The sequence below is a fragment of the Streptomyces sp. NPDC101165 genome (assembly GCF_044768135.1).
GTDB lineage: Bacteria > Actinomycetota > Actinomycetes > Streptomycetales > Streptomycetaceae > Streptomyces.
In genome coordinates this window covers 121891-145358 of record NZ_JBIWPG010000018.1, presented here as the reverse complement: position 1 = coordinate 145358, position 23468 = coordinate 121891, and the positions used below count along the sequence as shown (strand labels likewise).

Annotated in this window: 23 protein-coding genes; 10 read left to right on the top strand and 13 right to left on the bottom strand. The window is 71.8% G+C overall.

The genetic code is table 11. The annotated features are described in order from the left end of the window. Positions 1 to 204: 204 nt before the first annotated feature. Positions 205 to 1695, bottom strand: a complete 1491-nt coding sequence (locus tag ACIRVH_RS33350; protein WP_403961055.1) for an MFS transporter — start codon at positions 1693 to 1695, stop codon at positions 205 to 207. An 85-nt stretch (positions 1696 to 1780) separates the two neighbouring features. On the opposite strand from ACIRVH_RS33350, the gene ACIRVH_RS33345 reads away from it, so the two are divergent. Continuing rightward, the gene (locus tag ACIRVH_RS33345) at positions 1781 to 2179 is read left to right on the top strand and encodes a MarR family winged helix-turn-helix transcriptional regulator (RefSeq protein WP_403961052.1); all 399 of its coding nucleotides are present in this window, start codon (positions 1781 to 1783) and stop codon (positions 2177 to 2179) included. Positions 2180 to 2186: 7 nt separating this feature from the next. Here ACIRVH_RS33345 and ACIRVH_RS33340 read toward each other — a convergent pair whose 3' ends face one another. Then, the gene (locus ACIRVH_RS33340) at positions 2187 to 2921 is read right to left on the bottom strand and encodes a maleylpyruvate isomerase family mycothiol-dependent enzyme (protein ID WP_403961050.1); all 735 of its coding nucleotides are present in this window, start codon (positions 2919 to 2921) and stop codon (positions 2187 to 2189) included. Between the two features lie 134 nt (positions 2922 to 3055). On the opposite strand from ACIRVH_RS33340, the gene ACIRVH_RS33335 reads away from it, so the two are divergent. Next, positions 3056 to 4102 (top strand): LacI family DNA-binding transcriptional regulator, encoded by a 1047-nt coding sequence (locus ACIRVH_RS33335; RefSeq protein WP_403961047.1) that lies wholly within the window; start codon positions 3056 to 3058, stop codon positions 4100 to 4102. Between the two features lie 76 nt (positions 4103 to 4178). Here the strand turns inward: ACIRVH_RS33335 and ACIRVH_RS33330 are convergent, their stop codons facing one another. From ACIRVH_RS33330 to ACIRVH_RS33315, 4 genes are all read right to left on the bottom strand, one after another. After that, on the bottom strand, positions 4179 to 6740 hold the full coding sequence (locus ACIRVH_RS33330) for a M48 family metallopeptidase (protein ID WP_403961045.1): 2562 nt from the start codon (positions 6738 to 6740) through the stop codon (positions 4179 to 4181). Positions 6741 to 6755: 15 nt separating this feature from the next. Next, complete coding sequence (locus ACIRVH_RS33325; protein WP_403961043.1) at positions 6756 to 7265, bottom strand: hypothetical protein; 510 nt, start codon at positions 7263 to 7265, stop codon at positions 6756 to 6758. 172 nt (positions 7266 to 7437) lie between these two features. Beyond that, positions 7438 to 7680 (bottom strand): hypothetical protein, encoded by a 243-nt coding sequence (locus tag ACIRVH_RS33320; protein ID WP_403961040.1) that lies wholly within the window; start codon positions 7678 to 7680, stop codon positions 7438 to 7440. A 149-nt stretch (positions 7681 to 7829) separates the two neighbouring features. After that, complete coding sequence (locus ACIRVH_RS33315) at positions 7830 to 8549, bottom strand: SDR family oxidoreductase (RefSeq protein ID WP_403961037.1); 720 nt, start codon at positions 8547 to 8549, stop codon at positions 7830 to 7832. 150 nt (positions 8550 to 8699) lie between these two features. On the opposite strand from ACIRVH_RS33315, the gene ACIRVH_RS33310 reads away from it, so the two are divergent. Further along, positions 8700 to 9731 (top strand): sigma-70 family RNA polymerase sigma factor, encoded by a 1032-nt coding sequence (locus ACIRVH_RS33310; protein WP_403961034.1) that lies wholly within the window; start codon positions 8700 to 8702, stop codon positions 9729 to 9731. Positions 9732 to 9762: 31 nt separating this feature from the next. Here the strand turns inward: ACIRVH_RS33310 and helR are convergent, their stop codons facing one another. Next, the gene (helR, locus tag ACIRVH_RS33305; RefSeq protein ID WP_403961032.1) at positions 9763 to 11916 is read right to left on the bottom strand and encodes an RNA polymerase recycling motor ATPase HelR; all 2154 of its coding nucleotides are present in this window, start codon (positions 11914 to 11916) and stop codon (positions 9763 to 9765) included. Positions 11917 to 12245: 329 nt separating this feature from the next. Here helR and ACIRVH_RS33300 point away from each other — a divergent pair, with 329 nt between their 5' ends. Together ACIRVH_RS33300 and ACIRVH_RS33295 are read left to right on the top strand one after the other, a co-directional pair. After that, positions 12246 to 12962: a DUF899 domain-containing protein gene (locus ACIRVH_RS33300; protein WP_403961030.1), complete on the top strand. Its 717-nt coding sequence runs from the start codon at positions 12246 to 12248 to the stop codon at positions 12960 to 12962. Between the two features lie 256 nt (positions 12963 to 13218). Then, the gene (locus ACIRVH_RS33295) at positions 13219 to 13614 is read left to right on the top strand and encodes a luciferase family protein (protein WP_403961027.1); all 396 of its coding nucleotides are present in this window, start codon (positions 13219 to 13221) and stop codon (positions 13612 to 13614) included. Position 13615: 1 nt separating this feature from the next. On the opposite strand, the gene ACIRVH_RS33290 is transcribed toward ACIRVH_RS33295, so the two are convergent. Further along, on the bottom strand, positions 13616 to 14395 hold the full coding sequence (locus tag ACIRVH_RS33290; protein ID WP_403961024.1) for a DeoR/GlpR family DNA-binding transcription regulator: 780 nt from the start codon (positions 14393 to 14395) through the stop codon (positions 13616 to 13618). 123 nt (positions 14396 to 14518) lie between these two features. Between ACIRVH_RS33290 and ACIRVH_RS33285 the strand changes: the two genes are divergently transcribed. Next, entirely contained in the window at positions 14519 to 15400 is an 882-nt protein-coding gene (locus ACIRVH_RS33285) for an SIS domain-containing protein (RefSeq protein WP_403961021.1), read from the top strand. A 26-nt stretch (positions 15401 to 15426) separates the two neighbouring features. After that, the gene (locus ACIRVH_RS33280) at positions 15427 to 16299 is read left to right on the top strand and encodes a class II fructose-bisphosphate aldolase (RefSeq protein WP_403961018.1); all 873 of its coding nucleotides are present in this window, start codon (positions 15427 to 15429) and stop codon (positions 16297 to 16299) included. Here ACIRVH_RS33280 and ACIRVH_RS33275 read toward each other — a convergent pair. Then, positions 16286 to 17422 (bottom strand): methyltransferase, encoded by a 1137-nt coding sequence (locus ACIRVH_RS33275; protein ID WP_403961222.1) that lies wholly within the window; start codon positions 17420 to 17422, stop codon positions 16286 to 16288. The genes ACIRVH_RS33280 and ACIRVH_RS33275 overlap by 14 nt on opposite strands. A gap of 78 nt (positions 17423 to 17500) precedes the next feature. On the opposite strand from ACIRVH_RS33275, the gene ACIRVH_RS33270 reads away from it, so the two are divergent. Together ACIRVH_RS33270 and ACIRVH_RS33265 are read left to right on the top strand one after the other, a co-directional pair. Continuing rightward, a complete protein-coding gene (locus tag ACIRVH_RS33270) occupies positions 17501 to 18151 on the top strand; it encodes an alpha-ketoglutarate-dependent dioxygenase AlkB family protein (RefSeq protein ID WP_403961015.1) in 651 nt (216 codons plus the stop codon). Between the two features lie 48 nt (positions 18152 to 18199). Further along, positions 18200 to 19447 carry an ROK family protein gene (locus ACIRVH_RS33265; protein WP_403961012.1) on the top strand — a complete coding sequence of 416 codons (1248 nt, stop codon included), beginning with the start codon at positions 18200 to 18202 and terminating at the stop codon, positions 19445 to 19447. Between the two features lie 37 nt (positions 19448 to 19484). Here ACIRVH_RS33265 and ACIRVH_RS33260 read toward each other — a convergent pair whose 3' ends face one another. Further along, complete coding sequence (locus ACIRVH_RS33260; protein ID WP_403961010.1) at positions 19485 to 20150, bottom strand: serine/arginine repetitive matrix protein 2; 666 nt, start codon at positions 20148 to 20150, stop codon at positions 19485 to 19487. A 186-nt stretch (positions 20151 to 20336) separates the two neighbouring features. Here ACIRVH_RS33260 and ACIRVH_RS33255 point away from each other — a divergent pair, with 186 nt between their 5' ends. Continuing rightward, positions 20337 to 21632 (top strand): phosphatase PAP2 family protein, encoded by a 1296-nt coding sequence (locus ACIRVH_RS33255; RefSeq protein ID WP_403961219.1) that lies wholly within the window; start codon positions 20337 to 20339, stop codon positions 21630 to 21632. 10 nt (positions 21633 to 21642) lie between these two features. On the opposite strand, the gene ACIRVH_RS33250 is transcribed toward ACIRVH_RS33255, so the two are convergent. From ACIRVH_RS33250 to ACIRVH_RS33240, 3 genes are all read right to left on the bottom strand, one after another. Then, positions 21643 to 21837: a DUF1272 domain-containing protein gene (locus ACIRVH_RS33250; protein ID WP_403961007.1), complete on the bottom strand. Its 195-nt coding sequence runs from the start codon at positions 21835 to 21837 to the stop codon at positions 21643 to 21645. A gap of 118 nt (positions 21838 to 21955) precedes the next feature. Then, positions 21956 to 22867, bottom strand: a complete 912-nt coding sequence (locus tag ACIRVH_RS33245; protein ID WP_403961004.1) for a phosphotriesterase — start codon at positions 22865 to 22867, stop codon at positions 21956 to 21958. After that, positions 22861 to 23445 (bottom strand): DUF4865 family protein, encoded by a 585-nt coding sequence (locus tag ACIRVH_RS33240; protein ID WP_403961001.1) that lies wholly within the window; start codon positions 23443 to 23445, stop codon positions 22861 to 22863. Before ACIRVH_RS33240 ends, ACIRVH_RS33245 begins: the two co-directional genes overlap by 7 nt. Positions 23446 to 23468: the final 23 nt, after the last annotated feature.

Below are 23468 nucleotides of genomic sequence, written 5' to 3'. Positions count from 1 at the left end.
GGGGCGCTCCCCCGTGCGTCGCGGAGCCCCCCGGGGGCGGCGACCGGCGCGCCGTTGGGGCGCCGCCCCCGGGGTGACGCCACCCGGCCCGACCCCAAGCGGGGCGCCCGGCGGCACAACCACCCCCCGCGGGCCCCACGCTTGGAGGCGTTCCCCCCAGGGCCTGTCGTCAGATTCCCGCCTGCCCGGCGGTGTCGACAGGCCCTAGTCGCGGACCGCCACGCGCTCCGCCTCCGCCTCCTTCACGGTGGATCCGGTGACCACGATCGACGGCTGGGCGTGACGGCTGCGCAGCCCGGTGAGCGTGATCAGCAGGCCGGCCACGGCGACGCCCGTGACGACCATGAAGCCCGGCCGGTAGCTGTCGAGGACGGCCTGCGGGGTGGCCTCGGCCGGTGCGGCCGCGGTCACCACGGCCGTCACGGCGGCCAGAAAGATCGCCCCGCCCACCTGCACGGAGGTGTTGAGCAGCCCGGAGACCATGCCCTGCTCGTGGTCCTCCACCCCGTTGGTGGCCTGGATGTTGAGCGAGGGGAAGACCAGCGCGCAGGCCGCGCCGATCAGCAGCATCGACGGCAGGATGACGGCCGCGTACACCGGGTCCAGGTCGACGCGCAGGAACAGCGCGTACCCGACCACCATCAGCGCGAAGCCGGTCGCGATCAGCCGTGGGGTGCCGAACCGGTCGACGATCGCGCCGACCTTCGTCGAGGACACCGCCACCAGCGCACCCGCCGGCAGGAAGGCGAGCGCCGTGTGCAGCGCGGACCAGCCGAGCAGGGACTGCATGTACAGGGTCGTCAGGAACTGGAACCCGACGTACGAACCGAAGAAGGCCACCGCGCCCAGCTGGGCGCGGACCTGGCTGCCCGAGCGCAGCACCCCGAGCCGGACGAGCGGGCTCGGCGAGCGCCGCTCGACCAGGACGAACGCGGTCAGCAGGACGGCGACGGCCAGGAAGGACAGCAGCGTACGGGCGGAGGCCCAGCCCGCCTCGGGGGCCTGGACGACCGTGAAGACGAGCAGCAGCATCGACGCGGTGCCGATGACGGCGCCTGGGACGTCGTAGCCGGCGTGGGTCTTCTCGCGTGCGCTGCGCGGCAGCAGCCTGAGGCCGGCGACGAGCGCGATCAGTGCGATGGGCGCGGGCAGCAGCATGGTGAGGCGCCAGCTGGCCTCGGTGAGCAGGCCGGAGAGGACCAGGCCCATCGAGAAGCCGGTGGCGGCGCAGGTGGTGTAGATGGAGAGCGCGCGGTTGCGCAGCGGGCCTTCCGGGAACCTCGTGGTGATGATCGACAGGCCCGCCGGCGCCGTGAAGGCCGCGCTCAGGCCCTTGATGAAGCGGCTGGCGATCAGCAGCGGGCCCGAGTCCACGAGCCCGCCCAGCAGCGAGGCGAGCGCGAAGATGCCGAGGGCCACCAGGAACACCTGGCGCCGGCCCAGCAGGTCGGCGGTGCGGCCGCCGAGGAGGAGCAGGCCGCCGTATCCCAGGATGTAGCCGCTGACGATCCATTGCAGCGTCGACGTGGACAGATGGAGATCGGAGCCGATGGACGGCAGCGCGACGCCGACCATCGACACGTCGAGCGCGTCCAGGAACATCGCGGCGCACAGCACCAGCAGGGTGCCCCACAACCGGGGAGTCCAGCGGACCGTCGAGGACGAGGCCGCAGGGGTGGTGAGCGGAGAGGTCATGCCGACGACACTACATGCGCATGCATCGAATGCAAATGCATTTAATTCCGATGCAACAATCTTGTTTCTCTGCTACGGTGCGCGCATGGCGGCGAACAGGGCTGAGCAGGCGCTCGTGGAGCAGTGGCGGGACATCCTCGCGCTGCATGCCCGCACCCAGTGCGAGCTGGACCGGACCCTGCACGGACACGGCCTGTGCGCCAGCGACTTCGAGGTGCTCGACCTGCTCGCCGAGTGCGCGGCGGCGGACGGCAGTTGCGCCTACCGCGTTCAGGAGATCTCGGAGCGGGTCCATCTGAGTCAGAGCGCGCTGTCCCGGCTGATCGGCCGCCTGGAGAAGGACGGCCTCGTCGAGCGGGCCATGTGTCCGGACGACCGGCGCGGGGTGCGCGTGGTGCTCACGGCCAAGGGGCGCGCGCTGCACGGCGAGGTACGGCCGATGCAGCGCGCGGTGCTGGCCCGGATGCTGGCCGACGCAGACTGACGGAACCTCAGATCCCGGACTTCTCCCGCCACAGCGCCGCGAGAGCGGGATCACCCGTCACGCCCGGTACGGGCGTCCGGTTCCACAGAGCCAGGTACAACTGGTCGGCAGGGCCCACGAGTTCGGCGTCCGCCTCCCCGGATCCGTCCCGCGAGGTCACGGGCGGCTCCGCCGACAGCCGTACGGTCCACACCGCGCCCGCGTCCACCGCGCGCACCCGCAGCACGCGGGGCTGCTCCGTGCGGACCCGGCTCCGGGGCCGGGCGTGGAAGCCGCGCAGCAGCTCGTCGATGCCGTCGGCCGCGAACTCCGTGGCGATCGGCGACGCCGTACCGCCCCGCGCGGCCTCGGCGTCGTAACGGTGGACGGTCGTCTCGTGCGCCTGCCGCCGGGTCCAGAACGCCAGCGGCGAAGGGGAGGGTGCCGGGTGGAACGTCCAGCACTGCAGGTCGGCCGGCGCGGCCGCCAGGGTCTCCACGAGCCGGCGGTGGCCGTCCCGGTACCAGGCCACCAGCTCGGCGCCGTCCAGGTCCGGGCCGTCGGTGAGGGGGCGCGGCGTGGTGTGCGCGTCGGCGACGAACGCCGTGGCCCAGCGGTGCACCGCTCCCGTGTGCCGCAACAGGTCCTTGACCTGCCACTCCGGGCAGGTCGGCACCTTGGCGTCCGTACCCGCAAGCTCGGCCGCGGCGGCCAGCAGCCGGCCCTCCCGGTCCAGGGTCTCGAGGAATTCGGCAGTCTCCATGGGGGCGAGTGTGCCGGATGGAGCGTGCTCGAAGGCGTCGGCGTCCGGATCGGCGGGTTCCGTTGGTGGTGAGCCGGCCGGCAGAGCGTTTTAAACGCTTTAAATCCTGGTACTGTCGAACCGGTCCCGCCGACATGCCAAGGGTGTCGCAGCAGGGGAATCCGGCAGGAGGATCAGTGGCCGACGCAGGTTCCCGCCCCCGGCTGGAGGACGTGGCGGCGCGGGTGGGCCTGTCCACCGCCTCGGTGTCCCTGGTTCTGCGCGGTGTGCCCGGCCCGAGCGAGCGCACCCGGCAGCGGGTCCTGAGGGCCGCCGCCGACCTCGGCTACCAGGTCGACCGCACGGCCAGTCTGCTGGCCAGCAGACGCAGCCGGCTGCTCGGCGTCATGGTCGACGTGCACAGCCCCTTCCACGCCGAACTCGTCGAGCATCTGCACACCGCGGCGGAGGAGTTCGGCTATGACCTGGTGCTGAGCACCCAGACCCGCACCCGCGACGAGGAGACCGCCGTCGGGACCCTGCTCGCCTTCCGCAGCGAGGCGCTCATCCTGCTCGGCCCGGTCGCCCCCGCCGACACCCTCGCCGCCCTGCACCGCAAGGTGCCCGTGGTCGCCGTGGGCCGTCGTATCCCCGGCGCACAACTCGACGTCGTACGCACCGCGGACGACGACGGAGTCGGCCAGGTCGTCGACCATCTCGTCGCCCTCGGGCACCGCGCCATCGCCCACGTCGACGGCGGCAAGGGCGTCATCGCCACCGACCGCCGCCGCGGCTACCGGGACGCCATGCGCCGGCACGGCCTGGCCGAGCACATCCGGATCCTGTCCGGCGACCGCACCGAGCGTTCCGGGGAGCGCGTGGCCCGGCGCCTGCTCGACGAGGGCGAACTCCCCACCGCCGTCGTGGCCTACAACGACCAGTGCGCCATCGGCGTCCTCGCCGCGCTGTCCCGCGCGGGCGTGGCCGTCCCCGGCCGGGTCTCGGTGGCCGGCTACGACGACGACGCGCTCTCCCGCCTGAGCCTCGTCGACCTCACGACGGTCAGCCAGAGCGCCGAGGACCAGGCGCGGCATGCGGTCCGGGCGGCGGTGGAGCGGCTCGACGAGGGGCGCAAGGAGCCGCGCGAGGTGGTGCTGGCGCCTCGGCTCGTGGTCAGGGGGAGTACGGGAGAGGCGGATTGACGCGGGTCGGCTGCCCGGCGAGCGTGTCTGTGCTGGTCGGTTGACCGACGCGGGCGGGGTGTCCGGGCGCGCGGTGTCAGCCGCTGAGCCAGATCTCCCAGACGTACCGGTCTCCGGGAAGCGTCAGAGCCACTGAGGCGATGGCTGCCGCGACGAGGACGATGAGGGCCGTAGCCGGTGCCCAGGCCCAGGCATGGGGCCGGACAGGTTTCCGGGCAGGTTTCCGGGATCCGCCCGCTGTGCGCGCATCGCCCTGGGCGGGGGACCGGCTCCGTGCGAGTGCTCTTGCGCCGACTCCCAGGAGGGTTGCGGGAATTACGGCCAGCAGCCCGCGCAGGGCGATGGTCCGCAGGTCCCCCGCGAGGACCTCGGGGACGAACGGGACGGAACACCGACGGGCAGCCGACCCGAAGAGGCCGGTACAGCCGGCCACCGTGAAGGCCGGCGCGCGGCCGAGAGCCGCCGCGAACGCGGTCACTGCTGAGCCGACCAGGACGAGCGCGGGCCGGTTCCTCGGGACAACGGCCGCGATCACCATGGCCACGGCACCCTGGGCGAGGCACGCGAGGGCGATGTAGGTGTGCCAGTACACGGCCGGGAACCCCGTGTCGTACTGCGTTCCGGAATGGTGCAGGACAGCGGGCGGCAGCGCGGTCCGCGCGAGGAACGGCATGGCCGCGCCCGCGCCGATGACCGAGATCCCGCCGGCCAGGCCCACGAGCAGAGCCGTCCTGATCTGTGGCCGCACGTCCGAGTCGGCTTCGTCCGTGTCGGTTTCGTCCGCGTCGGTTTGGTTCGCGTTGGCCGGGACCAGGGACAGGGCGAGCGGCACGAGCCAGAGCAGCATCAGGCCCACCAGGGCGGACGGGAGATGCCCCTGCACAGTGAGCGGCTGCCACATGGAGCCCGTCCAGCGGCTGAGAGCCGTGTACCAGCCGATCGAGGAGCCGATGTCCGAGGCGTTCCCCAGGACGGGCTGGAATCCGTTGCTTTCGCTGATGCGGCGGACGGAGTACCAGACGGCGAACCACGGGGCGAAGGAGACGACGGACGTGGCCGCCACCGCGTACAAGCCTCGCCGGCCGCGGGTCCGAGGGAGCAGGGCGCGCGCCGCAGACACCAGCCAGACCGTGACGCACGCGGCCCCGGCCAGCAGCACCGGTCCCGTCCTCAGCAGCCACGCAAAGCCCTGAACCTCCAGCGTGGTGGCAGGTATCTCGTTTCCGTCCGTGATCAGAGGCAGGCTGGCTCCGGCGAGATACCCTCCGACGAGCCCGGCGGGAAGCGCCGGCCATGTGGCCCAGGTGGACCGAGGTGTCAGGTCGGACGCCGCGACGGTGCGCCACACGGCTGCGGCGAGCACTCCCGTGAGTGCGGCGCCGATGGCGCAGCCGACCGTCAGGTCGCCCGCAGTGGTGTTGAGTTTGCCCCAGAGCAGGCGGAACAGCGTGCCCACCAGGTCATCGGCACTGGCTGTGAAGACGCCTGCCACGACTCCGGCACCCAGCATCTCCCACACCGTCGGGCGGGTGAGCAGGGCCGGTTCGCGCAGGACACGATCCCGCATCTCGGGCGTCGGCCAGTACCCCAGCAGGCCTGTGAGCCGGGCCGAGGCGCCGAGTGCGGAGCTTCGGCCCGAGGAGGGCTGGTCCCCCAACGCCCGGGTGATCGCCGCTGCCCCCTCGTACCCGAGCTGCTCCGCAGTCGTGGCGTCGGCATGCAATTCGCGGGCCCGCAGGACCGCGTTGCGCACGAGGCGGACGAGCAGGGTGAGGGCGGCTGCCAGCCCCAGGGCGTGCGGCACGTCCGCGAGATACCGCACGGCGCCCCGGGGGACCACGGGGGACCCGCCGGACATCGCACTGTGCAGTGACAGGGCTCCGAAGGGCAGCACCGCGACGATCAGGAAGGCCCACCCGATTCCGAAAGCCAGATAGGTCTTGTCCACGTCGCGATTGCGCAGGTGCGCCAACTCGTGCACGATCACGGCACGGAACGTGTCGCGATCGCTGCGGAAAAGCTTCACCAGACCTGCGTCGATGATGACGCGTCGTCGCCACGGCACGCCGAAGGCAAGTCCGTTCGGCGAATCCGCCCAGGCATCCAGCAGCCAGACGGGCGGAGGTTGCACGCCGACCGTGCGGCAAAGCTGGTCGAGGTACTCCGCGATCTCCCGCTCGTCGGGTTCGTCCTTCGACGGGAACCGCGACAGCTTGCGCGAGCGCAGGCTCGGCAGCGCCGGAAGCCTCTCGCACCTGGCGCGGGTCACCCACCAGGGGTGCGACAGATAGCAGGCCGACGCCACGCCGCACAGCAGCAGGAACCCGATGCCGACCCACTGCGCCTGGTCGACGAAGGCGGGCTGCTGACAGATCGACAACAGGCGCCGAGACTCCTGGTAGCCGTGGTTGGTCTGCTCCGGGAGCGCGATCCGGCGGTCCTGGAAGCATCGGCTGAACGTACCGAAGAAGAATTCGGCGTTCTGCGGGACGAGGAAGTAGGCCTGAAGGAAGACATACAGCCCGCCTGCGGTCACGGTCGCGATCAGGAGGACGAACCGGCTGGTCGTGCCGCCCGGAACGCCTGATACCCGCCGTCCGACACGCCGCCCGGTGGATGCCTTCCTGGCTGTGGTCATCACGCTTCCGCGGTGCTAGCCGGCCGGCCGTGGAGCACGGCACCGGCCGATGATCGCGTCGGCTATCAGACGGGAAGTCTCCGGAGCGGCCCCACAGTCGTGGAGGGTGCTCTCCACCACGTGCCTGAGCCGCTCGATGTCCTCCTGCCGCAATTCGACAGCGACGGCGACGGCTTCGGCTTCGGAGGAAGTGCCCGCGGCAGCCGCATTCGGTGCGGGCTCGCCCGGGGAGCGCCGTCCGACACGGAACATCCGTCGCAGGGCCGCGGTGGTGCCTTCCCCCGTGGTGTGCTTGAGGAACATGTCGGCCAGGCACTCGACGGCCTTGGCCGTGGCGGCCAGGACGACGGGCGTCAGGATGAGGTCGACCGCCTCGGATCCGAACCCGAGCGGCGACCTCCGTGACCCCTTCCTGGACACCGCCCGTCGAGGATCGGCGAAGTACGTCCGGCTGATCGCCGAGAACATCGGCACTTCGTCCCGGGCTATCTCCTCGATCACGTCCCTGGCGACTTCCGTGATCACTGCTCGATGGGGTACGCCTTCGAGTGCCCTTCTGCGCGCCACAGTTCCTCCCCCGTCCGTGACCCACGCATGGCGTCACGTCATTATCGAGGCCGGCGCCGCTGACCGAGACAGATCGCCGTACAGCGCTGGGCGCGCACGGTTGTGCAGGGGGGCGCACTGCGCGCACTCACTACTCGACAGCCGGATCCTCCTGCGCCTGCCGCACCGCACACTTCACCGCCTGTTCCAGTTCATACCGGCTCGCTTCGGTCGCCGCGGCGTGCGCGGTGATCGCCGCCTGTACGGCCTCCGATGCCGTGCGCCAGCGGCGCCACTGCTCGTCGTACTCGTCGCCCGTCAGGCCGGCCAGTTTGGCCCGCTCCTCTTCGGCGGAACGTTCCAGCTTGATCAATTCATCCGGGATGTCTGCCATGTCCGGATCCTAAGCGCGCTCCGCGGTTCTGTTCTCGCTGGGCGTCCGGGTTTTGTTTGTTCGCGACATAAACGCAGGTTGGGTGGGGTGCCGGTCCGTGGTCGGGAGCAGGGCCCGGCACCCCCTTGCGGCACAGCGGCCGGCCGGAGTCAGATCACCTCGAGTCCCTGGCCCGTCACGGCCAGGAGTGTCCTCCGGCGGAGTTCCTCGTCCGTGGCGATCGCCACGATGGCGCGGGCGACTCCGGCGGGATCCAGCGGTACGGGGTAGTGCTCCTTCAGGTGGGCCTCGGCCGACCGGCCGTTCAGGGCGCCGTAGGCGGCGGCCGCGGCCTCACCGATCGGGGTGCCGACCAGCAGCTGGCGCGGGACCAGTGCGACGAACCGGATCCCGAGGTCGCGGGCGTCGGCGGCGTACTGAAGGTAGTCGGCCAGGAACATCTGCATCCGCTTGGCGCCCGCGTAGCCGCCCGACAGCGGTGAGCCGCCGAGCGCGGCGCCGCTGGACACGATCACCACGGTCGAGTGCGGACGCAGCGGCCGGGCCAGGACGGCGCGGCCGACCTCGAAGGCGATCCTCACGTCGACGTTCCACGGCGCCGAGAACGACTCCCAGCTCTGTTCCGCGACCGGCGCCATCCGCGGGCGCGTACCCGCGGTGACCACGACGAGGGTCGGGTCGGCCTCGGCGAGAAGCGCGGCGACCTGGGCGGGGTCCGTTGCGTCCCGCTCGTGGCCGGTGGCCAGGACATGGGCTCCGGCGGCGGTGAGGGCGTCGGCGGTGGCACGGCCGACGCCGCTGCCGGCGCCGATGACCAGGGCGTTGCGAACCGTCGTGCTGGTGCTTGGTGATGCCGCGATGTTCGTCATGGCGGTGATCTCCGTTCCTCATCGAGATACGTAGGAACTGCGGTCGCTCGTTGAGACACGGCCGCCGCGGAGAACTCACCGATGACTTTTCGGTCCGGACGGTGTCCTTACCTGGAGGACGAGGCGAAGAGACGAGGCGAGGACGTCGTGGTGATCGAACAGACCCTGGACCGGGCCCGGGCGGGTGACGGGGAGGCGTTCCGCGAGCTCACCGAGCCCTACCGGCGCGAGCTCCAACTGCACTGCTACCGGATCCTCGGCTCCGTGCAGGACGCGGAGGACATGGTCCAGGAGACCCTCCTGGCCGCCTGGCGCGGGCTCGGGGGATTCCAGGAGCGAGCCTCCGTACGCGCCTGGCTGTACCGCATCGCGACCAACCGCTGCCTGAACGCGCTGCGCGACACCGGCCGCCGGCCGCAGCCGCGGGAACCGGCCCGCCCCCCGCGCGACGTGCCCGAGCCCACACGCCGCTCCGAACCGGCCTGGTTCGAGCCCTACCCGGACGCCCTGCTGGAGGACCTGCCGGACACCACCCCGGGACCGGAGGCCCGCTACGAGACGAGAGAAGCGCTGGCGCTGTCCTTCATGGCCGGACTCCAGCGCCTCCCGCCGCGACAGCGCGCGGTACTCGTGCTGCGCGACGTGCTCGGCTTCCGTACGGCCGAGGTGGCGGACCTGCTCGACAGCAGTGGCGTCTCGGTGAACAGCGCCCTGCAGCGAGCGCGCACGGCCCTGGACGACCAGAGGCCCGCACGCGACCGCGACAGGGCGCCGCTGCCCCGCTCACCGCGGGAGCGCCGGCTCGTCGGGCGGTTCGTGGAAGCGCTGGAGAACTCCGACATCGACGGGCTCGTCGCACTGCTGACGGAGGACGCCTGGCTGACGATGCCGCCCGAGCCCCTCGAGTACCAGGGCCACACGGCGATCGCCGGGTTCTACCCGACGCTCCCGTGGTGGGGCGGCCGAGCGCTCCGCCATGTACCCACGCGCGCGAACGGCCAGCCCGCTTTCGGCTCCTACCTGCGTGACCCCCACAGCCCGATCGCGCACGCCTACGGGCTGCTGGTGCTCACCCTGGAGGGCGACCGGATCTCCGCCGTCACCCGGTTCGGCGACAGCAGCCTCCTCCCGCTGTTCGGGCTGCCCCGGACGCTGCACGACCAGGGCATGCCGTTCAGGTAGCGGAACCGCATGTCTGCCTCGGCGGCCGCCCTCAGGAGCTGGTGAGGACGACGAGTCGCTGGGTCGCCCGCGTCATCGCGACATAGCGGTCGACCGCTCCTTCGATGCCCTCGCCGAACTTCTCCGGGTCGACGAGGACGACCAGGTCGAACTCGAGCCCCTTCGACAGCTCCGGGGTGAGCGACCGGACGCGGGACGTCTCCCGGAACGTGGGATCGCCGATGACGCAGGCGATCCCGTCGGCATGCTCGGCGAGCCAGGCGTCGAGGACCGAGTCCAGGTCCGCGACGGATCCATGGGCGACGGGAACACCGGTGCCGCGCACGGAGGTCGGCACGTTGGCGTCCGGGAGTGCGGCCCGGATGACCGGCTCGGCCTCCGTCATGACCTCCTCCGGGGTGCGGTAGTTGATGCTCAGGGAGGCCACGTCGATCCGGTCGAGTCCCACGCGTTCGAGCCGTTCCCGCCACGACTCCGTGAACCCGTGCCTGGCCTGCGCGCGGTCCCCGACGATGGTGAGGCTCCGGGACGGGCAGCGCAGCAGCAGCATCTGCCACTCCGCGTCCGTCAGTTCCTGGGCCTCGTCGACGACGATGTGCGCGAACGGGCCCGCGAGCAGGTCCGGGGCGAGGGCGGGCAGTTCGGACTCGTCGACCAGATTGCGCTGGAAGTCCTCTCGGCGCAGCTGGGTCATGAGGCCTTCGCCGTCGTCGTCGGCCGCGATCAGGTTGTCGACGACCTGGGCCATGCGCTCGCGCTGGGCGGCGAGAGCGGCTTCCTGCCGACGCTTGCGCCGCGCCGCCTCCGGGTCCCCGAGCCGTTGCCGTGCGGCGTCCAGGAGCGGCAGGTCGGACACCGTCCAGGCCTGGGGTGCGTCCTTGCGCTGCAGCTTGCGTACGTCGTCGGGACCGAGCCAGGGCGCGCACATGCGCAGGTAGGCGGGGACCGACCACAAGTCGCCGACCAGGTCGGCCGCTTCGAGCAGCGGCCAGGCCCGGTGGAGGGCGGTGACCAGTTGCTTGTCGCGCCGCAGCACCGTGCGGAGCTGGTCGGGCGTGACGTCGTCGCGGTCGAGCTTGTCCAGCAGGATCGTGACCAGCTCGTCGAAGATCTGGTCACGCGCCTCGTTGTGCGCGGTACCCGCTCCTCCTGCTTCGAACGCCTCGGCCCAGTCGTCCGCGCCCAGCCGGATGTCGGCCCAGTCGGTCGTGACTGTCATCGCCTCGCCGGGCGGCTCCTCGTAGAACCTGACGGCCGTCTCGACGGCCTTCACCAGGTCCGCGGACGACTTCAGCCGCGCCACGTCCGGGTCGGTCTCGACCGCTGCTCCGGCTCCCTCGGTGACCAGGTCCCGCAGGGTGCAGATCTGCACGCCCTCCTCGCCGAGGCTGGGGAGGACGTCGGCCACGTAGTTCAGGTACGGCTGGTGCGGACCGACGAACAGCACGCCGCCCCGACGGTGACCGAGGCGGGGGTCGGAGTAGAGGAGGTGCGCGGTGCGGTGCAGAGCGACCACGGTCTTGCCCGTACCCGGACCGCCGTCGACGACGAGGGCGCCGCGGGAGCCCGCCCGGATGATCGCGTCCTGGTCGGCCTGGATGGTGGCGAGCACGTCCCGCATCCGGGCCGACCGGGTGCTGCCCAGGCCGGCGATGAAGGCGGACTGGTCGTCGAGCGCGGCGTGCCCTTCCAGCCCGTCGGCGGCGAACACCTCGTCCCAGTAGTCGCTGACCCGGCCGCCCGTCCACCGATACCTGCGGCGGCTCGCCAGGCCCATCGGGTCGGCGTGGGTCGCCGCGAAGAACGGCTCGGCCGCGGGGGAGCGCCAGTCGAGCAGCAGCCGGCGGCCCGCGCTGTCGGTGAGCCCGAGTCGTCCGATGTACAGGGGCGCGGGGTCGTCCGTGCCGACGATGTGGCCGAGGCACAGGTCCAGGCCGAAGCGGCGCAGGGTGCGCAGGCGCGCGGTCAGCCGGTGGATCTCCAGGTCCCGGTCCAGCGCCTGCCGGCCGTTGCCGCCGGGCGCCTTGCGCAAGTCGTCCAGTTGGCCGGACAGTTCGGCGATCGCCTGCTCGAGACTCTCCGCGATGGCCGCGAAGTGCTGCTCGTCGCCGGCGATCAGCGTCGGGTCGGCCTTGGGGGCGAGCCGGTCGGGAAGGTCGAAAGCGCTGGTGGGCAGGGGGTTCATGGCACCAGCTCCGACCTCGGCACCAGCTCCGACCTCGGCAAAAGCATGCATACTTTGTGAATCTCCCGTTTCCGCAGGTTGTGGCCTCGGCCAGCGATTCTGCGCCACCACCGGGGCCTTGCCGCAAGCCCCCCGGTGCGCTATACGTTGAGAGTGGCAAGGAGTGGGTGTTCCTCCTTGCCTTCCTCGCCCGCTGTGGACGGACAGGCCCGGCCGCGAGACGAAAAGCCCTCACCTTGCCGAAGATGCGAACGCGTCGGTGGCGTTCGACCCTGGAGAGACGGGGCCTGCAGCGGCGCCCGGGTCACCCCTGGAAGGTGAACGCCACCATGAAGACACCTCCGATCGTCTCGCCGGAAGAGTGGGAGGCTGCGCGCCGGCAGTTGCTGGTGGAGGAGAAGCAGCTGACCCGTGCCCGTGACGCACTGGCCGCCAAGCGTCGGCGGATGCCGTGGGTGGCCGTGGAGAAGAAGTACGAGTTCGACGGACCCGACGGTACGGCGGGTCTGCTCGACCTGTTCGCCGGCCGTCGTCAGCTGATCGTCTACCGTGCCTTCTTCGAGCCCGGCGTGTTCGGCTGGCCGGACCATGCCTGCCGCGGCTGCTCCATGGTGGCCGACCACGTGGGCAACCTGGCTCATCTGAACGCCCGCGACACCACTCTCGTCTTCGTCTCGCGCGCGTCGCAGCCGGACATCGAGCGGGTCAAGGCGCGGATGGGCTGGACGATTCCCTGGTACTCGCTGACCGACGACTTCGACGCCGACTTCGGTGTGGACGAGTGGCACGGCACGAACGCGTTCATCCACGCCGGCGACAATGTGTTCCGCACCTATTTCATCAACTCCCGCGGTGACGAGGCGCTGGGGAGCACCTGGAGCTATCTCGACATGACCGCGCTCGGACGGCAGGAGACCTGGGAGGACTCGCCCGAGGGCTACCCCCGGACCCCGCCGTACGAATGGTGGAACTGGCACGACAACTACAGCGCCCCCGAACAGGCACCGGAGTGGCTGGCCATCACCCGCCGGGGCTCCGAAGAATGAGAACAGGCGCACGGGTTGGTCACACGTGAGGTTGTTTGTCATACCGAATTCGATAGGCGAAGTATGCCCCATAAGCGCCTCTGACCAGGGATGAATTCCGGCTCGCCGTTCGGTCCGGCGGGGTCAACCAGGGGTCCGGCAGGCCCTGTTCGCGATGCGGGCACATCCGGGGATGTCCGAAACGGTCATGGAAACAGGTCGGTTAATGCTTGCTCACGAGCTGGTTGCGGGCGGGTGAGCAGGCCATGATGGGCCCATGACGTTGGCCTCGCGCGCGCTCGCGCAACTGGCGACCTGGCCGGACCTGAGACCGGCCGTCCCGAGCTGCGGCCTGGGACAGGCCGTGTGTTCGGCCCAGGGCGAGATCGCCCACTTCCACTCCGACCGTGATGTCGATCTACGGCTGACCGCCCGGGCCATCCGGCGGTTCGCCCGGGACCTGAAACACACGGGCGCCATCCGGATCGTGCCGGGCTCGCAATGGGTCACCCTCAGGCTCGACGCCGCGAGCGACGTCGACCTGCTGCTGACCCTCGTGAGCATGGCGCTCCAGGCCCAGCAGGCCTGGCCCGACCCGGTCGACCGGGCGGTGGCCGGCTGCAACGACCAGCGTGGCGCGGGGTTCGTGAGCGCCGACCGCAGCGGCTTCTGACTCACACCGCGAGGACGCGGATGCCCGCCTCCTCGAAACGGCGCACGGTGTCCTGCCCCACCGCCGCGTCGGTGACGAGCGTGTCCACCAGCTCCGCCGCGCAGATACGGGCGAACGCCCGCTGGCCGAGCTTGCTGGAGTCCGCGGCCACGATCACCCGCTCGGCGCGCTCGCACAGCAGCCGGTTGATCGCCGCCTCCGCCTCGTCATGTGCCGCCGCGCCGTGCGTGACGTCGAACGCGACCACGCCGAGGACGGCGACGTCCAGCGTGATCTGGCCGAGCACGCCGTCCGCGAGCGGACCGATGAGTTCGTACGACTGCGGCCGCGCGACCCCGCCGGTCACCACGATCTTGAACTGTGGTCGTACCGCGAGCTCGTTGGCGATGTTGAGGGCGTTCGTGACGACGGTCAGCGCAGGCGAGCCGGTGCCGAGGTCGCCGCGCACGGCCAGCGCGCGGGCCACCTCCGTGGTGGTCGTGCCGCCGGTCAGCCCCACCGCCTCGCCCGGCGCCACGAGATCCGCCACCGCTTTGGCGATCCGCTGCTTCTCGGAGGCGCGGCGGGCCGTCTTGTAGCGCAGGGGCAGCTCGTACGACACCCCGTGGACCACCGCCCCGCCCCGGGTGCGCACCAGCATCTGCTGCTCGGCGAGCTGGTCGAAGTCCCGGCGGATCGTCGCCGCCGACACCTCCAGTTCGGCCGCGGCCTCCTCGACCTCCAGCCGGCCGCGCTCGACGAGCAGTTCCAGCAGCGCCTTCCAGCGGGCGTCCCGGGACATCCGCAGCCTCCGTTCTCCGTCTCTCCGGCGACCCTAGCGCACCCCCGCCTGCGCTCGAATGCTTGATTGTGCTCGAAAACTCGCTATATCTTGCAGGAACAATCAGCAAGGGGAGGGTGTGGCATGAGCCATGTCGAGGACGAGCTGAACAGCCAGCCCGAGTGCTGGATACGGGCGGCCGAGGAGGCCGGGCGGCACGCCGGAGCGTTGCCGGGTGCGGGGGAGCGGGTCGCGATCGTCGGGTGCGGGACGTCGTACTTCATGGCGCAGGCGGTGGCCGCCCTGCGGGAGGCCGCGGGGCAGGGGGAGACGGACGCGTTCGCCGCCTCCGAGTTCCCGCGCGGCCGGTCGTACGACCGGGTCGTCGCCCTCACCCGCTCCGGCACCACCACCGAAGTGCTGGATCTGCTCGGGCAGTTGAGGGGCCGCACGCGGACGACGGCCCTCACCGCCGACCCCGCCACCCCCGTGACGACGGCCGCCGACGACCTCGTCGTGCTGGACTTCGCCGACGAACGCTCCGTCGTCCAGACCCGGTTCGCCACCACCGCCCTCACCCTCCTGCGCGCCCACCTCGGCCTGCACACCGACGCCGTCGTCGCCGATGCCCGCACCGCCCTCGTCTCTCCCTTGCCCGAAGAGCTGGTGGACTGCACCCAGTTCACCTTCCTGGGCCGCGGCTGGACCGTCGGGCTCGCGAACGAGGCGGGCCTGAAGATGCGGGAGGCCTCACTGTCCTGGACCGAGGCCTACCCGGCGATGGAGTACCGGCACGGCCCGATCAGCGTCACCACCGAGGGCACCGCGACCTGGATGCTCGACGAAGCACCCGCCGGACTCGCCGAACAGGTGCGCAGCACGGGAGCCCTCTGGGTCGAGGGGTCGCTCGACCCGCTCGCCGAACTCGTCCGCGTCCAGCGCCTCGCGGTGGCCGTCGCCGCCCACCGCGGCCTCGACCCCGACCGGCCGCGCCACCTCACCCGCTCGGTGATCCTCGCCGACTGACCCGCGCCCCGGAAGGGAGTCAAGCCGTGCCCCTCGCGACCACCGGCGAGCTGGTCAGCCGTGCCGCCGAAGCCCGGTCCGCCGTCGCCGCCTTCAACATCATCACGCTGGAACACGTCGAGGCCGTCATCGCGGGCGCCGAGTCAGCCGGCGCACCCGTGGTCCTCCAAGTCAGCGAGAACGCCGTCAAGTTCCGCTACGGACGGCTACTGCCACTCGCCCGCGCCGCCGTCGCCGCCGCCGAACGCGCCGACGTACCCGTCGCACTGCACCTCGACCATGTGCAGAGCGACGACCTGCTGCGCCAGGCGCCCGACGCCGGGTTCAGCTCGGTGATGTACGACGCCGCCCGCCTGCCCTACGCCGAGAACCTCGCCGCCACCCGGGCCGCCGCCGACTGGGCGCACACCCAAGGGCTGTGGATCGAGGCCGAGTTGGGGCAGATCGGCGGCAAGGCCGGCCGGCCCCCGCTGGACGCCCACGCGCCCGGCGCCCGTACCGACCCCGACCAGGCCCGTGACTTCGTCGCCGGCACCGAGGTCGACGCCCTCGCCGTGGCTGTCGGCAGCGTGCACGCCATGACCACCCGCACCGCCGCCCTCGACCACGGCCTCCTCGAACGGCTGTCCGCCGCGCTGACCGTCCCGCTGGTCCTGCACGGGTCCTCCGGCGTGCCGGACGAGGGCCTGGTCGCCGCCGTCGCGGGCGGCATCGCCAAGGTCAACGTCGGCACCGCCCTCAACGCGGCCATGACCAGCGCCATCCGGGCCTTCCTCGCCGCTCACCCGGAGGCCGTCGACACACGCAAGTACCTCAGCGTGGGCAGGGAGGCGATGGCCCGGGAGGTCGCCCGGATCATCGGCGTCCTCGTCCGAGAGTCCGGCGCTAGCCCCGCTTGACGGCCTTCAGTACGACGAACTTCGGGTCGCTCGCCACCAGTTGGCTGTTCCCGAACAGCCGCTTCAGCTTGACGTGGTACCCCAGGTGCCGGTTGCCGATCACCCACAGCTCACCGCCGGGGCGCAGCGCACGCTTCGCCCCGGTGAACATCCGCCACGCCGTCGCGTCCGTCGTCGCCTGGTGGGAGTGGAACGGCGGGTTGTTCAGGACGAGGTCCACACTGCCGGGCGCCACCCCGGCCAGCCCGTCCCCGACCCGGAACTCGGCGTGCCCGGGCACCCCGTTGGCCTTGTACGTCGCCTCCGCCGAGGCCACGGCCTGGAACGACTCGTCCACGAACAGCACTTCGGCCTGCGGATCGGCCACCGCCACCGCCGTACCGACCACGCCGTTGCCGCAGCCGAGGTCCACCACGCGCCCACCGCCCGTCCCGGCCGGCAGATGCTCCAGGAAGAACCGGGTGCCGATGTCGAGCCGGTCGGCACAGAAGACGCCCGCGTGGTTGACGACCGTCCGCCCGGAGACCGCGCCGACGCCGTCCGGGAGCGCGTAGCTGTACGGCCACGGGTTCGCGGGCCGCTCGAGGGACGGGTCCGGGGTGCAGAAGATCAGCCGGGCCTTCTGCTGCGCGAGAGAGGTCCGGGTCGGCCCGAGGATCCGCTCGAACAGCTCCAGCGTGGAGGTGTGGATCTCCTTCACCATCCCGGTGCCGACGACCACCGTCTCCGCGTGCACCGCGGGAGCGAGCCGCAGCAGCTGGTCCTCCAGCAGCGCCAGGCTCTTCGGTACGCGCACCAGCAGCACGTCGACCCGCTCCGGCGGCGGGTCCTGGGTGGTGAGCAGGCCCACGGCACCGGGCTCGACACCGGCCCGCGCCAGGTTCGCCCGGGTCGCCTCCTGACTCAGGTAGGAGTCGGTGATCTGCGTCGGCCGGTGCCGCGCGAGCGCCGTCACCAGTGCGCCCCAGCGGTCGCCGACCACCACGACCGTGCCCGTGAGCGGCACCGCCTCCTCGGCCAGGTGCCGCAGCAGGTACGCGTCGGAGGCGTCCCAGGCACGCAGCCGGTCGCGGGGATCCTCGGGGAAGCGGGACAGCTCGAACTCGCCCCACGGAGTCGTCATACGGTCGTTCATCGCCCCCCAGGCTAGCCGAGCCGCAGCTCAGGGCCGGTCGGACGGGGCTCGGGCAGGATGGAGCGCATGGACGTGGAACTGTTTCCGCGGGAGCGGGCCGAGGTCGCACCGGGCGCCGTGCACGTCCCGCACTGGCTCGACGCCGAGCGGCAACGCGCGCTCCTGGCCGCCTGCCGCGAGTGGGCGCGCCCCCCTGCCGGGCTGCGCACGGTCCGCACGCCCGGCGGCGGCACGATGACCGCCCGGCAGGTCTGCCTGGGCTGGCACTGGTACCCGTACGCCTACGCCCGCACGGTCGTCGACGGCGACGGTGCCCCCGTGAAGCCCTTCCCGGCCTGGCTGGACGAGCTGGGCCGCCGGGCGGTCGCCGACGCGCTCGGCCCGCAGGCGGTCCCGGCCGAGCCGTACGACATCGCGCTGATCAACTTCTACGACGGCACCGCCCGCATGGGCATGCACCGCGACGCCGACGAGAGGTCGGACGCGCCGGTGGTGTCGCTGAGCCTCGGTGACACCTGCGTCTTCCGCTTCGGCAACAACGAGACCCGTACGAAGCCGTACAGCGACGTGGACCTGCGCAGCGGCGACCTGTTCGTCTTCGGTGGGCCCGCCCGGCTCGCCCACCACGGCGTGCCCCGCGTGCACCCCGGTACGGCGCCCCCGGAACTGGGTCTCGCCGGGCGGCTGAACGTCACGCTGCGGGTGAGCGGACTGTAGATCGCGGCACCGGCCCCGACAGCTGCGGATCATGGGAGACTCACCCTCATGAGCGGCAAGGCGGACCCCCGGCAGGCGGGGGAAGGGACCACCTCGAGGGTGCGGCTGGACCGGGGGCGCGGAGCGCTCGGACCCGCGCTGGAGCTCGTGCACACGGGGCGGGCGCCGACCCGGGCCGTGCTCACCGCCGAACTCGGGGTCACCCGGGCGACGGCCGGAGCGGTGGCCGCGGAGCTGGAGGCGCTCGGGCTGATCCGGGTCGACGCCCGGCCGGGCGCGGCAGCCGGTGGCCAGGGGCGCCCCTCGCACCGGCTGGAGGTCGCCGAGGACGGCCCGGTCGCGCTGGCCGCGCAGGTCCACGCCGACGGGTTCCGGGCCGCGCTGGTCGGCATCGGCGGACGGATCGTGGCGACCGCGCCGGGCTGCGAGACCGTCGACGCCGACCCGGCGAAGGTACTGGGCTCCGTGGTGGAGGCCGGCGCGGAACTCCTCCGTACGACGGGCCGCCGCTGCGTCGGCGCCGGACTCGCCGTCCCCTCCGCCGTCGCCGAACCCGACGGCCTGGCCCTCAATCCCCTCCACCTGGCCTGGCCGGTGGGCGCACCGGTCCGCCGGATCTTCGACGAGTGCGTTCGCGCCGCGGGCATCACCGGCCCCGCCTTCGCGGGCAACGACGTCAACCTCGCCGCGCTCGCCGAACACCGGCACGGCGCGGGCCGGGGCGCGCGGGATCTGCTGTGCGTGGCCACCGGGCACCGGGGCGTCGGCGGGGCCCTGGTCCTCGACGGCCGCCTCCACACGGGCAGTTCGGGCCTGGCCCTGGAGGTCGGTCACCTCACGGTCAACCCGGAGGGCCGGCCCTGCCACTGCGGCGGCCGGGGCTGCCTGGACGTCGAGGCGGACCCGCTGGCCCTCCTCCTGGAGGCGGGCCGCGATCCGGGCCCCGAGGTCTCCCTGCTCCAGCAGGCCAACGACCTGCTCCGCACCCAGTACGCCGACCCGACCGTCCGCACCGCGGCCGAGGCCCTGATCGACCGCCTGGGCCTGGGCCTCGCCGGTCTGGTCAACATCCTCAACCCCGACCGCATCATCCTCGGCGGCCTGCACCGCACCCTGCTCGACGCCGACCCCGAACGCCTGCGCGCGGTCGTCGCCGACCGCAGCCTGTGGGGCCAGAGCGGCGGCGTCCCCATCCTGCCCTGCACCCTGAACCACAACAGCCTGGTCGGCGCGGCGGAGTTGGCCTGGCAGCCGGTGCTGGACGATCCGCTGGGGGCGCTGGTCGGGAGCGCCTAGGCGGGAGGGCCGCAACGGCGGCCCGATCCCACCCTGCTCAAACAGTGGGCGGCGGCCCCGGGTTGGGGCCGTAGGGCGGTGCGCCCCACTGCGGCGGAGGTGCCCACATGGTGGTGAGTCGTCGACGGTGGCGGCTGCGGCGGACGGCGGTGACGACGACGATGGTCACGGATGTGGCGAACGCGGCGAGGAAGCAGACGACCCCCGCGGCGATACCGCCGATGGTCGCGCCCACCCGGGGCTTGTCTCCCAATGCGAACTCGGCCGGCAGCTCTGAGGTGCACATGACGGTGTACTTGCCGCTGCTCGCGGGGTTCACCTCGAAAATGCGCTCCCAGGTGCGGGACCCGATGGTGATGTGGAAGGTGCTGTCCGGCTGGGACATCGACCCGGACTCCATGCCCGGGATCCGGCAGTCGACCTGACCCTTCCCGGACTGCGAGACGTAGATCGCCTCGGTCTTCCCCTGGACGAAGTCGAACGGCTGGGAGTCTCCGCTGGAGAAGCTCCGGGCGGTGTTGACCGAGTCCACCGTGTTCTTCACCGTCACCACGATGAAGGCGACGCCGACACCGGCCAGTACCAGCCCGAGCAGTGCAGCCACCAGGTACCAGATGCGCCGCGGGCGCAAGTCCTTTGCCGGGATGTTCGGCGGCGGCTGCGGGCTGCCGTACGGTGCTCCCCAGGGATTCTGTATTGCCACGACAGCGCATCGTACGGGATGTGCCGTGACCCGGGACCGGTGAAACTCACCCGCGCCGATAACATGTTCGAACTCACGGTGAGTGCCCTTGTCGCCTGTTTAACTAAACCTCACAAAACGGCCGAGCAATTGATATCTAGACAAAACTGCAGAATTGAGTCCGCCGCGTGGCGTCGACCACGGGCGATGCTGTGGGCCGCGGCGGGTGTGGCAGTCCTCGGATTCCTCATCACGCTGGAGATCGCCGCACGTCACTACGGCCTGCCGGGGCCGCTCACCAGCCAGGTGCAAGAGGTGGTGTTCCGCCCCAAGTCGGGGCCGCTGTTGTACGCCAGCATGGCGTTGATGATGGTGGTGCTCACCCGGCGGGAGAGGTTCATCGCGGCCGGTGCCGCGATCGGCATCGACGTCGGCTTCTTTCTGGTGCGGTGGGCGGTCGGCGACGAGGCGACCGACGGCCACCCCTTCGGCAACGGCGCGTTGTGGGTGATCCTGGGCTGTGCGGTCATCGCCGTCACACGCCGCACCGGCCGGGAACGTGCCCTGTTGCTGAAGGGCGTCGGGCTGGCCCTGCTGCTGGTGGCCGGCCGCAAGACAGGCGACACCTGGCTGCTCATCACGTCGAAGACCCGCCCGACGGTGCTCGACCAGTACGTGGCAACGGCCGACCACGCGCTGGGCGACCCGTCGTGGCTGGCGGGCCGGATCGTCAGGGCCACCGGCCCGATCGGCGCCCATGTTCTCGACTTCGTCTACATCCAGCTCGCGGTGGCCGCGGTCGTCGTCACGCTGTACCAGCTGCGTCATGTGGCGGTCGAGCGCCGCTTCCCGACCCACCATCTGGTGCGCACCTTTTTGGCGATCGGCCTGCTCGGGCCGGCCATCTACATGATCTTCCCGGTGGTCGGGCCGGTCTTCGCCTACGGTCCCGGCGCCTTCGGCACGGGCGGCTTGCACTGGGCGGTGGCCGACCTGTGGCCGGACACGCCACCGGTCAACGCGCCGCACCCGATGTCGTTCGACCAGCTCACCCCCCGCAATTGCATGCCCAGCCTGCACACGGCATGGGCCACCGCGATCTTCATTCATTCCCGCAAGGGCCCGCGCATTCTGCGCTTCGCCGGCGCCTTCTGGCTGATTGCCACGCTCAGTGCGACGTTGGGCTTCGGCTACCACTACGGCGCGGACCTCATCGCCGGCGTGGTCTTCACGCTCACGATCGAGGGCGCTCTGCGCGCGCACGACCATGGCTGGGACCGGTCGGGAATCCAGCTGGTCGCGCACGGCGCGACGGTCTTCGTCGCGCTCCTGGTGTCGTATCGCTATCTGCCGACGGAGATGGCCGACCATCCGTGGGTGTTCGGACCGCTTCTCATTCTGGCGATGCTCTCCGTGGTCCACGGCTACATACGGACCACCAGACTGTGGGTACCGAAGGCCGCGCCGGCGCCGCGACCGGAACCGCAACCCGAACTGGTGTGAGACGCGCGGCTCAGAGCCGCCGGGCGACGGTCACCCGCCGGGGCCTCGCCACCAATTCCCCGCCGCAGTTGGGACAGACCTGCCCCATCGCCTCGCCGCACGCCACGCAGAACGTGCACTCGTAGGAGCAGATTCGGGCAGGGCCGTCCGCGGGCAGCTCGGTGGTCTCGCAGCGCTCGCAGTGGTCTCGCATCTCCAGGGGCATGGCGGTCTCATCTCCTCGGACAGCGGGGCGGCGGTGTGCCGACTCCCATCCTCCGGACTGCCGTCGGCGCCGGAACCGACCCGAGGGACAGGGATCGACATGATCGGGCCACGCCCGGTCACTTCCAGTCGACCGCGAACGCCCGCCCCGGGTGCTCGGTGAGGATGCGGTGCACCAGCTCCGCGCCCAGCGCCTCCCTCAACCGCGGCCGCACCCGGCGCAGCAGATACGGCATCCCGGGCCCGCCGTCCACCGACCGGGCCCCGGCGACCACCGTGTCACCGCCGAGCAGCAGCCGGTCCCCGTATCCGGCCTCAGCGAGGGCACGAGCCGCCTCGGGCATCCGCCAGTCGGTGGCGTGGTGGGCGCGGGAGGGCCCGTCGAAGGCCAGCCAGCAGCCCGACTCGGCGGCATGCCGCTGCACCACCGGGTCGGGAAAGCGGTTGAGGTGCCCGAGGATCACCCGGTGCCCGGGTACGCCCGACTCGCCGCACAGCAGGTCGAGCACGTCCAGCGCGCCGGTGCCCAGCTCCAGGTGGACGGCGATCGGCGCACCGGTGGCGTGATGGGCCTCGGCCGCCGCGGTCATCGTCCGGCGGGCGTGCGCGTCGAGGCCGTGGAAGCCGCCCGCCACCTTGATCAGCCCGGCCCGGACCCCCGAACCGCCGATGCCCTCCGTCAACTCGGCGACGAACAGCTCGGCCAGTCCTCCCTTCAGCCTGTCGAGCGACTCCGGGGCGTAGTGCGCCGCCTGGTGCAGTCCCGTCGCGCAGAGCAGGTGCACACCCGTGGTCCGGGACAGCCCCGGCAGGTCCGCCGTCCGCCGGCCCATGCCGTACGGCGTCCACTGCACGACCGCGTCTCCGCCCGCCGCCCGGAACGCCGTCAGCTCGGCCCGCGCGGCGGAGAGGTCGTCGAGCTCCTGACCCGGCAACTGCGGGCTGCGCAGGAAGAGATGGTCGTGCGCGTCGCACACGCCCAGCTCCTCGGGGCGGATGTCACCGAGGACCGTACGGACCGTGCTCACCACTGCCGACCGCGCGGCAGGTCACCCCGCCCGGGCGCCGACAGGTGCAGCACCTCGAACACGTCGCCCTCGGCCTCGGGTGCGTCATGCGCCCAGAGCGAGAAGTGGACCACCTCCCACGCGCGCGTGTCCACGGCTGCCGCCGCCAGCACCGCCCCGTCCGCCGCGGCCAGCCGCCCGGTCTCGTTCGTCGCGTCGGCCATGAACGCGGCCAACTCGACACCGTCCGGCACCGGTTGGCGTCGCCGCACGGCGAACGCGGCGGGGGAGCCGGCGGCCGAGCCCTCCTCGAAGGCCAGGCCCGTCCACTGCCGTATCCGCGGCCGCCCGAAGTCGTCCACCGGTCCCTGGAAGGCGCCGGCCCAGAGGAAGCGGTTCATGCCCTCCACCGTGTTCCAGAGATAGAACGGCCCGTACTGGTTCACCGGCGAGCCGTGCACCCCGCGCTCGCGCAGCACGTACGTCTTGATGCCGAGGCCGTCCCAGTCGTCCAGACGATGCGCGACCCGGGCCACGCGGGAGCGGATGATGCCCATGTCGTAGTCCGCGGGCAGGGTGAACTCGTACTGCATGGCGTGCATGTCGCGGTTCCCTTCTCGGGCGG

Excerpts from the sequence above, each read along its gene's own strand:
- ACIRVH_RS33285 (WP_403961021.1), top strand. The coding sequence starts at position 14,519 with ATGAGCCATGTCGAGGACGAGCTGAACAGCCAGCCCGAGTGCTGGATA.
- ACIRVH_RS33320 (WP_403961040.1), bottom strand. The coding sequence starts at position 7,680 with ATGGCAGACATCCCGGATGAATTGATCAAGCTGGAACGTTCCGCCGAA.
- ACIRVH_RS33290 (WP_403961024.1), bottom strand. The coding sequence starts at position 14,395 with ATGTCCCGGGACGCCCGCTGGAAGGCGCTGCTGGAACTGCTCGTCGAG.
- ACIRVH_RS33240 (WP_403961001.1), bottom strand. The coding sequence starts at position 23,445 with ATGCACGCCATGCAGTACGAGTTCACCCTGCCCGCGGACTACGACATG.
- ACIRVH_RS33330 (WP_403961045.1), bottom strand. The coding sequence starts at position 6,740 with ATGACCACAGCCAGGAAGGCATCCACCGGGCGGCGTGTCGGACGGCGG.
- ACIRVH_RS33270 (WP_403961015.1), top strand. The coding sequence starts at position 17,501 with ATGGACGTGGAACTGTTTCCGCGGGAGCGGGCCGAGGTCGCACCGGGC.
- ACIRVH_RS33265 (WP_403961012.1), top strand. The coding sequence starts at position 18,200 with ATGAGCGGCAAGGCGGACCCCCGGCAGGCGGGGGAAGGGACCACCTCG.
- ACIRVH_RS33340 (WP_403961050.1), bottom strand. The coding sequence starts at position 2,921 with ATGGAGACTGCCGAATTCCTCGAGACCCTGGACCGGGAGGGCCGGCTG.
- ACIRVH_RS33255 (WP_403961219.1), top strand. The coding sequence starts at position 20,337 with ATGCTGTGGGCCGCGGCGGGTGTGGCAGTCCTCGGATTCCTCATCACG.
- ACIRVH_RS33250 (WP_403961007.1), bottom strand. The coding sequence starts at position 21,837 with ATGCCCCTGGAGATGCGAGACCACTGCGAGCGCTGCGAGACCACCGAG.
- ACIRVH_RS33345 (WP_403961052.1), top strand. The coding sequence starts at position 1,781 with ATGGCGGCGAACAGGGCTGAGCAGGCGCTCGTGGAGCAGTGGCGGGAC.
- helR (WP_403961032.1), bottom strand. The coding sequence starts at position 11,916 with ATGAACCCCCTGCCCACCAGCGCTTTCGACCTTCCCGACCGGCTCGCC.
- ACIRVH_RS33275 (WP_403961222.1), bottom strand. The coding sequence starts at position 17,422 with ATGACGACTCCGTGGGGCGAGTTCGAGCTGTCCCGCTTCCCCGAGGAT.
- ACIRVH_RS33335 (WP_403961047.1), top strand. The coding sequence starts at position 3,056 with ATGCCAAGGGTGTCGCAGCAGGGGAATCCGGCAGGAGGATCAGTGGCC.
- ACIRVH_RS33350 (WP_403961055.1), bottom strand. The coding sequence starts at position 1,695 with ATGACCTCTCCGCTCACCACCCCTGCGGCCTCGTCCTCGACGGTCCGC.
- ACIRVH_RS33315 (WP_403961037.1), bottom strand. The coding sequence starts at position 8,549 with ATGACGAACATCGCGGCATCACCAAGCACCAGCACGACGGTTCGCAAC.
- ACIRVH_RS33300 (WP_403961030.1), top strand. The coding sequence starts at position 12,246 with ATGAAGACACCTCCGATCGTCTCGCCGGAAGAGTGGGAGGCTGCGCGC.
- ACIRVH_RS33295 (WP_403961027.1), top strand. The coding sequence starts at position 13,219 with ATGACGTTGGCCTCGCGCGCGCTCGCGCAACTGGCGACCTGGCCGGAC.